The organism is Streptomyces sp. ISL-66, from assembly GCF_018614135.1.
Lineage (GTDB): Bacteria > Actinomycetota > Actinomycetes > Streptomycetales > Streptomycetaceae > Streptomyces.
In genome coordinates, this window is sequence record NZ_JAGGOW010000012.1 from 1 (window position 1) to 13,661 (window position 13,661).

Sequence of the window (13,661 nt, forward strand, 5' to 3'; positions counted from 1 at the left end):
GTGCCGGAACTCCCGCGCGCGTGCGGCGCAGCGCGCGGGTGAGGCGCAGCGCGCGGGTGCGGGCGTACCGGACGGCGGCCCGCCTCACCGGCCGAGCCGCTGGTAGGCGGCCTCCAGGAGGTCCTCGTCCGGGCCGGTGAGCAGGCCGGGCCGGGCCACGGCGTCGAGGACGACCAGGCGCAGCCGGTTGCCCCGGGTCTTCTTGTCGATGCTCATCGCCTCGCGCAGCGGGGCCCAGGCGCCGGTGTGGGCGGTGGGCAGCCCCGCGGCGGCGAGGAGGGTGCGGTGGCGCTCCGCGTCGGCGGCGGACAGCCGGCCGGCGAGGTGGGCGAGTTCGGCGGCGAACACCATGCCGACGGCGACCGCGTGGCCGTGGCGGACCCGGTAGCCGCTGACCCGCTCGATGGCGTGGCCGAGGGTGTGCCCGTAGTTGAGGTGCTCGCGACGGCCGTCTTCGCGGAAGTCCTCGGTGACGACCTCCGCCTTGACGCGGATCGCCCGCTCCACGAGCTCGCGGGTGTGGACGACACCGGCCGGGTCCTCCTCGACCAGGCGCAGGATCTCCGGGTCGGCGATGAAACCGGCCTTGACGACCTCGGCGAGGCCGCTGACGTAGTCGGCGCGCGGCAGGGTGTCCAGCAGGTCCAGGTCGCACAGGACCCCGGCGGGCGGGTGGAAGGCGCCGACGAGGTTCTTGCCCTGGGGCAGGTTGACGGCGGTCTTCCCGCCGATGGCGGCGTCGACCATGCCGAGGAGGGTGGTCGGCACGAGCACCAGCCGTACTCCGCGCAGCCAGCCGGCGGCGGCGAACCCGGCGAGGTCGGTGGTGGCCCCGCCACCGACGGCCACGATGGCGTCGGAGCGGGTGAACCCGGCGTCGGCGAGCGCCCGCCACAGGTTGACCACGACGGTCATGTCCTTGGCGGCTTCGCCCTCGGGCACTTCGAGGGAGACGACGATGCGTCCCTCCTCGGTGAGCTCCCGCGCGATCCGGCGGGCCGTGGGCAGCAGGGTGCGGGAGTGGACGACGGCCACCCGCAGCGGTTCGGCGCCGAGCACGCGGCCGGTCTCGCCGGTCAGCGACCGGCCCACGACGGCCTCGTACGGGCGCTCGCCGCCGACCCGGATCCGGGTGCTGCCCTCCAGGGCCGGGGTCCCCGTCAGGGTCGGGGCGGCCCCCGTCAGGGTCGGGGCACTCACCGGACGGCCAAGTGGTCGAGGTAGCCCCGGTGGTTGCGGGCGGTCTCGGCGACCGAGTCACCGCCGAACTTCTCCAGCGCGGCGTGGGCGAGGACCAGCGCGGTCATGGCCTCCGCGACGACGGCGGCGGCGGGCACCGCGCAGACGTCGGAGCGCTGGTGGTGGGCGACGGCCGGCTCACCGGTCGCGACGTCCACGGTGGCCAGCGCGCGCGGCACGGTGGCGATGGGCTTCATGGCGGCGCGCACCCGCAGCGGCTCGCCGGTGGTCATGCCGCCTTCGACTCCGCCGGAGCGGGCGGTACGGCGGCGGATCCCGTCCGGGCCTTGCTCGATCTCGTCATGGGCGAGCGAGCCGGGGACGCGGGCGAGGCCGAAGCCGTCACCGAACTCCACGCCCTTGATGGCCTGGATGCCCATCAGCGCGGCGGCCAGCCGGGAGTCGATGCGGCGGTCGCCGTGGACGTAGCTGCCCAGGCCGGGCGGCAGTCCGTAGGCGAGGACCTCGACGACCCCGCCGAGGGTGTCACCGTCCCGGTGGGCCCGGTCCACTTCGGCGACCATGGCGGCGGAGGCCCGCGGGTCCAGGCAGCGCACCGGATCGGCGTCCACGCGCTCGGTGTCGTCGGGTTCGGGCACCACGCCCTCGGGCGCGGCGGCCGCCCCCAGGGAGACCACGTGGCTGACGATGGTGACCCCGTACGCCTGCCGCAGGAAGGCGCGGGCGACCTCGCCGAGGGCGACTCGGGCGGCGGTCTCGCGGGCGCTGGCCCGCTCCAGCACCGGCCGGGCGTCGTCGAAGCCGTACTTCTGCATGCCCGCGAGGTCGGCGTGGCCGGGGCGGGGCCGGGAGAGCGGGGCGTTGCGCGCCTGCGCGGCCAGCAGTTCCCCGTCGACGCCGTCGGCGGCCATCACCGTCTGCCACTTGGGCCATTCGGTGTTGCCGACCTGGACCGCGACCGGGCCGCCCTGGGTCAGGCCGTGGCGGACGCCGCCGAGGAAGGTCACCTCGTCCCGCTCGAAGGCCATCCGGGCTCCCCGGCCGTGGCCGAGGCGGCGGCGGGCCAGGGAGTCGGCGACCGCCTTGGTGGAGATCTCCACTCCGGCGGGCAGGCCTTCCAGGACGGCGGTGAGGGCGGGGCCGTGCGATTCGCCCGCGGTGAGCCATCGCAAAGTACTCAAGGGTGATCCTCTGTCGGGCGGTGTGCGCCGCTTGGGTGGGTCGGTCGTCGTACAGGTCGTCGTACGGGTCGTGCATGCTCGGGTCGTACGGGTACTGCGGTGGGGCCGGGTCGTACAGGTACTGCGGTGGGGCCGCGCCCCCGGGACGGGGCCGGCGCCGGCGTCAGACGCCGACCGCGACCGGCGGGGCCTCGATCGGCCCCGTGCGCTGGACCCGCCATCCGGCGGTCAGCAGCCGCTGCGCCATGTTCGCGGCCGTGCCGCGGGCGACCATCAGCTCGACCAGTCCGCTCTCGTCGCCGGGCGAGTGGTCGATGGTCATGTCCTCGATGTTCACGCCGAGTTCGGCGGCGCTCGCGAGGAGCCGGGCGAGTTCGCCGGGCTGGTCCCCGATCAGGACCCGGACCGGCGTGCAGGCGGGCACCGGGTGCCCGTGCTTGCCGGGGATGCGGTCGCGGCCGCTGATGCCGCGGCCCAGCAGGTCGGCCAGGAGCGTGGTGCCCTGGGCGCGTTCGTCCGCGTCGTCGGTGGCCAGGCCCCGCAGGGCGGCCACGGTGACTTGGAGGTCTTCGGCGAGTTCGGTCAGCACGTCGGCGACCGCGGTGGCGTTGGACTCCAGGATGTCGCTCCACAGCCGGGGGTCTCCCCCGGCGATCCGGGTCACGTCGCGCAGCCCCTGGCCGGCGAGGCGGCAGGCGTCCTCCGGGAGGTGCTGGAGGCGGGCGGCCATCAGCGAGGCGACGACGTGCGGGGTGTGCGATACGCGGGCCACGGCCCGGTCGTGCACGTCGCTGTCCATGACCACGGGTACCGCTCCGCACAGGGAGACCATCATCAGCGCCATGTTGAGCGCTTCCCGGCCGGTGTCCGCGGTGGGGGTCAGGACCCAGGAGCGGCCCTCGAAGAGGGTGGCGCAGGCGGCCAGCGGGCCGGAGCGCTCGCGGCCGGCCATGGGGTGGCCGCCGATGAAAGTGACGGGGTCGGCGCCGGCGGCGAGGACCCCGATCTCCGGCTCGGTCTTGACGCTGGCGACGTCGGTGTACGAGCGGGCGAGGCCGCGCTTCTGCTGGGCGGCGAGGACCGTGCCGACCTGGGCCGGCGGGACGGCCAGTACGGCCAGGTCCACGGTGTCCTTCGGGGCGCCGAGGGTGCCGGCGCCCAGGGAGGCCGCGGTGCGGGCGGCCGATTCGTTCTCGTCGATCAGGTGGACCGCCACGCCCCGCCGGGACAGGGCCAGGGCGATCGACGTTCCGATGAGCCCCGTCCCCACCACGGCGGCGGAGCGGATCATCTGGTATCTCCGGCCACGGCGAGGTCTTGGCGCAGCGCCGCCGCGCCGGCCAGGTAGACGTGCTTGATCTCCGGCTTCGTCAGCTCCGTCTCGGCGTACGCGAGGATCCGCACGACGCGGGGCAGGGACCCCGCGATGTCCAGTTCCTGCGCACACATCAACGGCACGTCGGTCATGCCCAGTTCACGGGCGGCGACCGCGGGGAACTCGCTGACCAGGTCCGGAGTCGCCGTGAAGAGGACGCTGACGAGGTCGTCCTGGTCGAGGGCGTTGGCCGTCAGCATCTCCTGGAACAGCTGACGGACCCCCTCCAGCAGGTGGACCCGCTCGTCGACTTCAAGCTGGATGGCACCGCGCAGGGCACGCACGGACATGGTCTTCTCCCTTTGCTGAGAACGGTACGGAGATCAGGTCGCGGAATCGGGCCGCGCGGGCTCAGGCCGCGGCGGCGACGGCTTCGCGACGGGCCGCGGCAGCCGTTCCCGCGCGGTCCCGGTACAGCTCGGCGACCCGGAAGGCCAGGTCGAGCGACTGCTTGCGGTTCAGACGGGGGTCGCAGGCGGACTCGTAGCGCTGCCCGAGGTCGGTGAGCCGGACCTCGGCGCCGCCGCCCACGCACTCGGTGACGTCGTCGCCGGTCAGCTCGATGTGGATGCCGCCCGGGTGGGTGCCGAGCGCGTGGTGGACCTCGAAGAAGCCGGTGACCTCGTCGAGCACGTCGTCGAAGTGGCGGGTCTTGTGGCCGCTGGGAGCCTCGAAGGTGTTGCCGTGCATCGGGTCGCAGATCCACGCGGGGCGGGCGCCCTCGGCGGTGACCTTGGCGACGAGCTCGGGCAGGATCTCGCGGACGTTGCGGGCGCCCATGCGGCTGATGAAGGTGAGGCGGCCGGGCTCGCGGTCGGGGTCGAGCTTGTCGATGAGGGCGAGGGCCTCGTCGGCGGAGGTCGTGGGGCCGAGCTTGACGCCGATGGGGTTGCGTACCTTGGAGGCGAACTCGACGTGGGCGCCGTCCAGTTGGCGGGTGCGCTCGCCGATCCAGATCATGTGTCCGGAGACGTCGTACAGCTCGCCCGTGCGGGCGTCGCGGCGGGTGAGGGCGGACTCGTAGTCCAGCAGCAGTGCCTCGTGGCTCGCGAAGATCTCGGAGGAGTGGACCGCGGCCGGGTCGGCGCCGCAGGCCGCGAGGAAGGTGAGGGCGTCGTCGATGTCGCCGGCGAGGCGCTCGTAGCGCTCTCCGACCGGGGAGGCGGCGACGAAGTCCCGGTTCCACTCGTGGACCTGGCGCAGGTCGGCGTAGCCACCGGTGGTGAAGGCCCGGACGAGGTTCAGGGTGGCGGCGGAGGAGTGGTACATCCGCTTGAGGCGCTCGGGGTCGGGGGTGCGGGACTCGGGGGTGAAGGCGAGACCGTTGACCGAGTCACCGCGGTAGACGGGCAGTTCGACGCCGTCGCGGACCTCGGTGGGCTTGGATCGGGGCTTGGAGTACTGCCCGGCGATCCGGCCGATCTTCACCACGGGCACGGAGCTCGCGTAGGTGAGGACGGCGGCCATCTGGAGCAGGGTGCGGACCTTGTCGCGGACCTGGTCGGAGCTGACCGCGTCGAAGGTCTCGGCGCAGTCGCCGCCCTGGAGGACGAAGGCCTCGCCGCTGGCGACGTCGGCGAGCCGGTCGCGCAGGCGGTCGCACTCGCCGGCGAAGACGAGGGGCGGGTAGGAGGAGAGGTCGTCGATCGCCGAGCGCAGGGCGACGGGGTCGGGGTAGGTCGGCTGCTGGGCGGCGGGCAGCAGCCTCCAGGAGTCGGCGGCGGCCGTGGCGTGAGTGGCGAGGGTCATGGTGGCTGGCCTCGATCGGTTTCGTTCGGAAAGGGAAGAGGTGTGGGCCTGTCGCCGCCCGGATGGCGTCCCGGGGCGCCGGGGGACCGTACGACCGTGCGGCCGTACGGTCCCCCGGCAGGCAATCCGTTGACGGAGCCTGTCCCGGACCGGCTCAGACCGGCTCGGGTACCGCCACGGGCCGGGCCGCGGGGGCCTGGGCCTCGGACTCCGGACCGGCGGCCCGGTGGCCCTTGGTGAGGCTGAAGAAGAGCAGTCCGCCGACGCCGAGGACGGCGATGACGATGCCCATCGGTACGGCGCTGTCCTCGCCGGCGAGGCCGACGAGCGGGACGACGGCCGCGCCGATCAGGTGCTGGGACAGGCCCAGCAGCGCGGCGGCCGACCCGGCCACGTCGCCGTGGTCCTGGAGGGCCAGCGCGAAGGAGTTCGGCAGGACGAGGCCGACGCTGGAGACGACCAGGAAGAGCGCGACGAGCAGCGGGGTCAGACCGGCGTCGGTGAGGACGACGGCGAGCAGCGCGAGGCCGCCGACCGCGGAGACGGTCAGGCCGGTCGCGAGCAGGGCGCGCGGGCCGGTCTTGTGCACGATGCGGCCGCTGACCTGGGCGGCGACGACCAGGCCGAGGGCGTTGACGGCGAAGACGGCGCTGAAGCCCTGCGGGGACATCCCGTGGATGGACTGGAGCACGAAGGTCGAGCCCGAGATGTACGCGAACATCGCGGCGAAGGCGAAGCCGCAGGCCAGGTTGTAGCCGACGAACACCCGGTCGGTGAGCAGCCGGCGGAAGACCGGGCCGGTGGCCTTGAGGCCGCCGCGCACGCGCCGTTCGGCGGGGTGCGTCTCCGGCAGGCCGCCCGCGACGCCCAGGAGCATCGCGGCGCCGATGACGGACAGGGCGACGAAGATGCCCTTCCACGAGGTGAGCAGCATCAGCTGGCCGCCCAGGACGGGGGCCAGGATCGGCGCGATGCCGGTGATCAGCATCAGCATGGCGAAGAACCGGGCCGCGGCGGGTCCGGTGTGCCGGTCGCGGACGATCGCGGAGGCGATGACGATGCCGGTGGCACCGCCGAGGCCCTGCAGGGCGCGCAGGCCGACGAGGGTCCAGATGTCGGGGGCCACGGCGCAGAGCAGCGCGGTGACGGCGAACAGCGCGAGGCCGGCGATGAGCGGACGGCGGCGGCCGAGCGCGTCGCTGACCGGGCCGGCGATGAGCTGGCCGATGCCGAGGCCGAGCAGGCACGCGGTGAGGCTGAGCTGCGCGGCCGAGGCGCTCGTCGAGAGGTCCTCGGCGATCTGCGGGAGGCCCGGCAGGTACGCGTCGTTGGACAGCGGTCCGAGCGCGGTGAGCGCGCCGAGGATGATGGCGAATCGGGCGAGCCCGGCACCCTTGGGTGTCGCGAGTGAGGTCATGGCTGGGATCCCCTCCGGGGGAAAAGCGGATCGGTGGTGGATCAGTAGGCGACGGTGATGCGGGACTGCACGGCGTCGCCGCGCTCGAGCACGTCCGCGAAGGCGACGGCGTAGTCCTCGATGCTGATGCGGCTCTTGCCCTCGGCGTCGACGAGGAGCTGCTCGCCGCCGACCCGGTAGGCGCCGGTGCGCTCGCCGGGCTCGATCTGGGCGGCCGGGGAGATGAACGTCCAGTCCAGGGTGTCGGCCTGGCGGTAGAGGCCGAGGGCCTCGCTCTGGGCGAGCGCGTTCTGCTTCCAGACGGCCGGGAAGTTCGGGTTGTCGATGACCTTGACGCCCGGGGCGACCTCGAGGCTGCCGGCGCCGCCTAGGACGACGACCCGGCGTACGCCGCTGCGGGTCAGACCCTCGATGAGCGCGTTGGCGGTACCCACGATGATCTTGTGGTCGTCGTCCACGCCGAGCTTGGGGCCGACGGCCGAGGCGACCGCGTCGTAGCCCTGCGCGGACAGTTCGGCGACGGTGTCGGCGCTGGTGGCGTCTCCGGCGACCACGGTCAGGCCCTCGTGGCCGTTGACCGCGATGTCGCCGGTGCGGGTCACGCCGGTGACGGAGTGGCCGCGGGAGAGCAGTTCACCGGCGATGGCGCCGCCGATGTGGCCGCTGGCGCCGAACAGCAGGATTTTCATGGTGTGTGTGCCTCTTCTCTTCGGGGGATTCTTCGGGGACGGATTCGGTGTTCGGGGACGACCGCCCGGTCAGCGCGCTCAGTCCTCTTCGAGGAAGTCGGGCTGCTCGCGGACGATCTCGTCCCACAGGAGCTGGAAGCTGAACCAGCCCAGCTGCTCGTTGCCGAAGCCGTCCCCCGCGGCCACGGCCTGCTCGTGGGTGAAGCTCTTGGGCGTGCCGGCCGCCAGGGCGAGCAGTTGCACCTGGGCGCAGCTGTCGTAGGTGAAGAACCAGTGGACGGCTTCGTCCAGCGAGCCGCCGACGGTGATCAGGCCGTGGTGGCGCAGCAGGATCGCCCGGTTGTCGCCGAGCTTCTCCGCGATGTCGCGGCCCAGTTCGGCGGAGACCGAGGGGCCCTCGTACTCCTCGTAGAGGACCTGGCGGTTGTAGAAGGCGGCGGACTCCTGGTCGATGGGTTCGAGCAGGCGGCCCAGCGCGCCCAGCGCGCGGGAGTGCGCGGTGTGGCCGTGGGCGGCGGCCGTGGCGCCGGGCTGCATCTCGTGGATCGCGGAGTGGATGACGAAGGCGCTGGGGTTGACCCGGTGCTTGCCCTCCACGACGTTGCCGCGCGAGTCGACGCAGATCAGGTCGGCGACGCGGACCAGGTTGAAGGAGACTCCGAAGGGGTTCACCCAGAACCGGTCCTCGTGCTCCGGGTCGCGGACCGAGATGTGGCCCGAGATGCCTTCACCGAAGCCGTACTTGCCGAACAGCCGCAGGGCGGCGGCGAGCCGCTGCTTGCGGTGGCGGCGGGTCTCCTCGTGGGTGGCGAAGACCGGCTCGCTGGGGATGGGCAGGCCGGTGTGGGTGTCCGCCAGGTAGGCGGGCCGGTCGGTCTCGGTGACGCTCATGCTCGGGGGTCCTCATCTCCGGATCGTGTTCCGGTTGCGGTACGGGCGGCGGGACGGGTGTCGGGGCGGTACGGGTACGGGCGGACCGGTACGGGCGGACCGGTACGGCGGCTGCGCGTGCTGCCGCTGCGCACCGGTACGCGTACGGGGTCGCGGGCGCACCCGCTCAGACCGTGAGCAGGACCTCCTCGGTCTCCTGGCTCGCGGCGGTGACGGTCTCGGAGTGCTGCAGGATCGCGCCGACGATGTCCTGGCTGCGGTCGACCAGGGAGGGGATGCCGAAGGTGAAGAAGAGCGAACCGGCCGCGATGTTGCCGAGCCCGTACAGGCGCGGGTCCGGCCGGCCGTTGGTGGTCAGCTGGCTGGTCGGACGCGCTATGTGCAGGCCGCCGTGGGGGTGGCGGCTGGCGACGCGGCTGCGCATCAGCGAGGTGACCAGGGGCGCGGCGCTGGTGGGGATGCGTCCCTCGGAGGCGTTGACGGCGCTGATGACGCGGTCGGCGGTGAAGTTGTGGCCTTCGGCGGTGACGACGTCGAAGCCCGCCTCCGGGTTCGCCGTGATGTTCTGCAGACCGGCGACAATCTCCAGCTTCCCCGCTTCGACGAGCTCGAGGAGGACTCCGGCGCTGCCCGGCGGCATGGGGCAGCACAGGCTCATGATCGTGCGGTAGTGGGCGCGCAGCAGCTGGACCTTGTCCTGTTCCCGCAGCATCGGCCAGACGTCGGGGCCGGTCTCCGGGACGGCGCGCTGCAGGATCCGCAGGCCCATGTGGGGGGAGTCGACCTCTTCGATCTGCCGGCGCAGCCGGTCGACCGGGTCTTCCAGGTCGACCCGGATGATCTCCGAGACGACCGCGTCGAGGTCGGCGCCGACATCGCGGAACTCGGCCCGCATGATGGTGGCGATGTCCTCCAGGCTGACCTCGGGACGGTCCGCGGCCAGTGCCTCCATCCGGTGCGGAGTGAAGTGCCGCAGTTCGAAGGGGACCGCCTTCTGCCGTACGCCGGGCAGGACGCCGCGGCGGGACAGGAGGCTGATCTTGCCCTGGTGACCTTGGGCAGCCAGGGACAGGATGATGTCGATGGCGGTCAGACCACTGCCGATGATCGCGACGTGGTCCTGCTCGCCGACGTCCGCCAGCTTGTCGATGATCGGGTACGGGTCCCCGACGAAGCCGGGGGCGTCGCCCAGACCGTAGACGTCCTTGGGGCTGTCCCCGCCGACGCACAGGACGGCGTAGTCGAAGGCACGGGCCCGGCCGTTGCCGGTCCGCAGCAGCACCCGGTTCGCGGCGCGGCTGGCGGAAGCGACTCCTTCGCCGACGAGGTCGACGCGCCAGCCCTGGCGGCGCAGTTCACCGAGCGCGGCGTACGCGGTCTGCTCCAGGTACTCGCCGTAGACGGTGCGGGGAGCGAAGCGGCTCCCGGACCAGCGGTCGACTCCGCTACGGACTCCTATGACCTTGTCCCGCGTCTCCAGCCACTTCTCGAAGTGCTGGAGGTCGCCCGCGCGCACGGACATGTCGTCGGGGGTCGCGTTGACCTTGAGGGTCTCGGTATCGACCTGGTAGGCACGGCCGCGCCACAGGTGCGGTGACGGTTCGAAGACCGTGAGGCTGCCTGGTTCGCTCCGTGTTCGGGACAACGCGTCGATCAAGCAGACAGCAGCCGCGCCTCCTCCGACGATACCGATCGAGAATCCACGGGACATGTGTCAGTCACCTATCAATTCGTGGAAGGCGCGGGGTCGTCGTGCGCCGGCCTTGCTGTCCGCGATCACGGGGCCCTTCCTCGCCTACTCCGGGGATTCAGTGGTGGCCGCCGGCCGCTCCCGGTGCGGCGGGAGCGGGCCGGTCGGCCGGTGGGACGATGTGCCGACTCAGACGGCGGAGTTCTTGAAGTTCCGCATCGAGACGGTGAAGTCACCGCGGTTGGCGCGGTAGTCGATGCAGTACTCCTGCGGGTACCAGCCGCCGAGCTGCCACTGCTGCGGCTGCTTGATGGGCCAGCACCGGCTCGGGTTGACCCCGGCGGCGATGCCGTCGAACCAGGCCTTGGTGATCATCGGCTCGAGGAAGCTGATCTTCGCGTCGTAGGCGCCGTAGATGAAGGTCTGGGTGAAGGCGACGGAGCTCCACTCGGGCGAGTTGAGGTCGATCAGGTGGTTGCCCATCGCGGCCTCGGCGACGCCGTTGTCCTTGTAGTCCTGGGGCATGTACTGCGGGGGGACCGGCTTGGTGGCCGTCGCGTAGTCGTCGCAGTTGATGGCCAGGCCGCAGGGGCCGCTGCGGATCGCGTCGCGCTCCGCCTTCGACTGCGTGTAGAAGTGGAAGTCGAAGTGCGGGGTGTCGTAGATGTGCTCGGGGCCGTGACCCATGGGGTTGAAGTTCACCAGGGCCCACTTGAGCGGCATGCCGGGCAGCGAGGTGAGCTGCGAGGGCAGGTTCAGGGGGCGCTCGTGGCCGCCGACGCACTCGGTGTGCTGGTCGACGGTGCCGTCACCGTTCATGTCGTAGCAGTGGTGGCCGTCGGTCATGGTGGTCGGCAGGCCGGTCAGCATGGACTTGGGGAAGACGATCCCGACGGTCTGCGGCTTGGAGCCGTTGATCTGCGCGTAGGTGCGTACCGTGCCGTTGCCCAGCGCGCTCGGGGTGCCGTACGAAGCGCACGGGCCGGCGTACGAGAGCGTCTGCGAGAGCAGGACCTCAGCGGCCCACTCGGCGACCTGAGCCGTGCGTTCGCGGGTCGGGGCGTCCTCGGTGACCACACAGACGGTGACCGAGCCCGACGTGCGGGCCGCCGCCTCCGGAGTGGTCACCGTGGCCTGGGCCGGGAGGCTGGGCCAGATCAGCAGCGTCAGGGCGGATATCGCCAGGGCCGCTCCGAGGAGCGCCCGCCAGCTCAGCAACTTCTTCGCGCGCACGTCACACCTGTTCCAGTTCGAATCTGTGGAAGCCGCCCTGAAGGAAGATCAGGGGCGACTGGGTCTCGCGGGCGCCCATGGCGACGACTTCGCCGATGACCATCACGTGGTCACCCGCGACGATGTGGTCGCGCAGGCTGCACTCCATCCAGGCCGCCGCGTCGAACAGCAGCGTGCCGGTGGTCTCGCCCGGGACACCGGGCAGCTCGGCCAGCGCCTGATCGCGCTCGGGCCGGCGGCGCGCGAAGGCGCGGGCGGTGGACTCGCCCTCGGCGCCGAGGATCGAGATCCCGACGACACCGGTCCGCAGCAGTTCGGTGAAGAACTCGGAGTCGTGACGGAAGCTCAGGGACACCAGCGGCGGGTCCAGGGAGACGGAGGTGAGCGAGTTGACGGTGATCGCGTTGTGGGTGCGCACGCCGTCCTGGTCGGAGTACGTGCTGACGACGCAGACCCCGGTGGCGAAGGAACGCATCACATCGCGCAGGTCGTGGTTCATGGCCGGGCCTCTCTGCTGGGCGCGGACGGGTCAGTTCTCCTGGGCCCAGCGGCCGCGGGTCCAGCCGTCGAGGTCGTAGTCGTCCATGGCCTTCTGGACCAGGTCGCCGTAGTTGTCGAGGAGACCGGCGCCGCGCGACCAGTTCAGGGTGTCGAGGCGCACCTGGTCGGGACCGCCGGCGTAGTTGAGCTCGTACAGCTCGTGGCGGGCGCCGAACTCGGTGCCGATCGCGTCCCAGGCCAGCTTGAAGAGCTTGGTGCGCTCCTCGGCGGTGGCGCCGGTGCCGCGGTAGTAGCGGTCGAGCAGCGGGCGCAGCTCGGGGTTCTGCAGGTCCTTGCCGCTGGACGGGGTCATCAGCAGCGCGCCCGCGAGGTGCTCCTCGAAGAAGCGGTGCGTGCGCTCCCAGCTGATCGGGGCGAGCGCCCGGTAGCCGGCCGAGTAGTCCATGCGCGGCAGTACGGTGCCGGCCGGGCCGGCCTCCGGGTCCAGCGCCATGGCGCTGGTGACGGCCCAGGTCTGGTGGCGCCAGGCCAGCAGCTCGCCGAGGCCCGCCTGGACGCCGCGGAAGCCGTCCGTGCCGTTGATGCGGGTGCCCCGGTCGAGGACGCCCGCCATGAATTCGAGCTTGACCGACATGCGGATCGCGCCCTGGAAGAAGCCGCGGGAGAGCAGACCGGAGCGCGGGAAGTACTGGTGGATCTTCTCGGTGTCCCGGTAGATCAGGACGTTCTCCCACGGGATGAACGCCTTGTCGAACACGAGCACGGCGTCGTTCTCGTCGAACCGGCTGGAGAGCGGGTTGTCGAACGGGCTGGTGGCCTTGGACTCGTAGGAGGTGCGGCAGACGACCTTCATGCCCGGGGTGTTCAGCGGGGCCATGAACGCGAGCGCCATGTCGTCGGCCTTGCCGGCTTCCAGGTTGGCCAGGTGGATCTGGCCGACGAAGGCGACGTTGGTCAGCGCCGAGGCGGTGGCCATGAGCTTGGCGCCCTCGACGACGATGCCGTCCTCGCGCTCCTCGACGACCTTGAGGTAGACGTCGCGGATCTCGTGCGCCGACTTGTTGCGGTCGACGGGCGGGTTGACGATCGCGTGGCTGATCGAGAGGCCCTGGCGGGCGTACTTCTCGTACCAGGCGCGGGCGTTGTCGCCGAAGGGCTCGTAGAAGTCGTGGGTGACGGCGAGGCCGGCCATGAACGACGCCTTGTAGTCCGGCGTGCGGTTCATGAAGCCGTAGCTCAGGCGGGCCCAGTGCTCGATGGCGTCGCGTGCCTTGAGGAGCTCCTCGGGCGAGTGGGCCGGGGTGAAGAAGCGGTGGACGCGGTAACCCGTGTACCGGTCGACCGTCGTCATCAGGTCCTTGGTGTCCGGGTGGTGAAGCGCGTCGTAGAGGTGCGCCGTCGACCTGGCCGCCATGGCGAAGGCCGGGTGCGTCGTCACGTCCTTGACGAGCTCGCCGTCCACGAAGACCTGACGGCCGTCACGCAGGCTCTCCAGGTAGGAGTCGCCCGTCATGAGCTCGTTCGGAGCCTCGGCGGACTGATCCACTATCGGGACCTGACCCATTTTGTGTTCCTCTCCAGGGGTAATACACGCGACCACTGCGGGGCGCACAGTTCGATTGATCCGAGCGTAGGCTCGAGTTTCGTTCGGCTCTTGCGGGGCCGCGCACGAACAATTGCCCATTCACGCCAACTCTTGGCTTGGTCACGCGGTTGACCTTTTGTCAGCAGGCAT

The 13,661-nt window shown here is 71.7% G+C and carries 12 protein-coding genes; all 12 read right to left on the bottom strand.

Annotated features, from left to right (window positions below):
* Window positions 1–84: 84 nt before the first annotated feature.
* Window positions 85–1,146 carry a 3-dehydroquinate synthase gene (gene aroB / locus J7E97_RS02970; RefSeq protein WP_215021978.1) on the bottom strand — a complete coding sequence of 354 codons (1,062 nt, stop codon included), beginning with the start codon at window positions 1,144–1,146 and terminating at the stop codon, window positions 85–87.
* Window positions 1,147–1,196: 50 nt separating this feature from the next.
* Window positions 1,197–2,381 carry a chorismate synthase gene (gene aroC / locus J7E97_RS02975; protein ID WP_215021898.1) on the bottom strand — a complete coding sequence of 395 codons (1,185 nt, stop codon included), beginning with the start codon at window positions 2,379–2,381 and terminating at the stop codon, window positions 1,197–1,199.
* Between the two features lie 163 nt (window positions 2,382–2,544).
* Complete coding sequence (locus J7E97_RS02980) at window positions 2,545–3,669, bottom strand: prephenate dehydrogenase (protein ID WP_215021980.1); 1,125 nt, start codon at window positions 3,667–3,669, stop codon at window positions 2,545–2,547.
* Entirely contained in the window at window positions 3,669–4,046 is a 378-nt protein-coding gene (gene aroH, locus J7E97_RS02985; protein WP_215021900.1) for a chorismate mutase, read from the bottom strand. The genes J7E97_RS02980 and aroH overlap by 1 nt, the downstream gene beginning before the upstream one ends.
* Window positions 4,047–4,107: 61 nt before the next feature.
* Complete coding sequence (locus tag J7E97_RS02990) at window positions 4,108–5,505, bottom strand: class II 3-deoxy-7-phosphoheptulonate synthase (protein WP_215021902.1); 1,398 nt, start codon at window positions 5,503–5,505, stop codon at window positions 4,108–4,110.
* Between the two features lie 154 nt (window positions 5,506–5,659).
* Window positions 5,660–6,922, bottom strand: coding sequence for a multidrug effflux MFS transporter (locus tag J7E97_RS02995; RefSeq protein ID WP_215021903.1), 1,263 nt, complete (start codon window positions 6,920–6,922; stop codon window positions 5,660–5,662).
* A gap of 41 nt (window positions 6,923–6,963) precedes the next feature.
* On the bottom strand, window positions 6,964–7,611 hold the full coding sequence (locus J7E97_RS03000) for an NAD(P)-dependent oxidoreductase (protein ID WP_215021905.1): 648 nt from the start codon (window positions 7,609–7,611) through the stop codon (window positions 6,964–6,966).
* Window positions 7,612–7,689: 78 nt separating this feature from the next.
* Window positions 7,690–8,502: a class II aldolase/adducin family protein gene (locus J7E97_RS03005; protein ID WP_215021907.1), complete on the bottom strand. Its 813-nt coding sequence runs from the start codon at window positions 8,500–8,502 to the stop codon at window positions 7,690–7,692.
* Window positions 8,503–8,668: 166 nt separating this feature from the next.
* Window positions 8,669–10,213 carry an FAD/NAD(P)-binding protein gene (locus J7E97_RS03010; protein ID WP_215021909.1) on the bottom strand — a complete coding sequence of 515 codons (1,545 nt, stop codon included), beginning with the start codon at window positions 10,211–10,213 and terminating at the stop codon, window positions 8,669–8,671.
* Between the two features lie 168 nt (window positions 10,214–10,381).
* Window positions 10,382–11,425, bottom strand: coding sequence for a hypothetical protein (locus J7E97_RS03015; protein ID WP_215021917.1), 1,044 nt, complete (start codon window positions 11,423–11,425; stop codon window positions 10,382–10,384).
* Window position 11,426: 1 nt separating this feature from the next.
* Complete coding sequence (locus J7E97_RS03020) at window positions 11,427–11,924, bottom strand: flavin reductase family protein (RefSeq protein ID WP_215021919.1); 498 nt, start codon at window positions 11,922–11,924, stop codon at window positions 11,427–11,429.
* 30 nt (window positions 11,925–11,954) lie between these two features.
* Window positions 11,955–13,490, bottom strand: coding sequence for a 4-hydroxyphenylacetate 3-hydroxylase family protein (locus J7E97_RS03025; RefSeq protein ID WP_215021921.1), 1,536 nt, complete (start codon window positions 13,488–13,490; stop codon window positions 11,955–11,957).
* Window positions 13,491–13,661 lie beyond the last annotated feature (171 nt).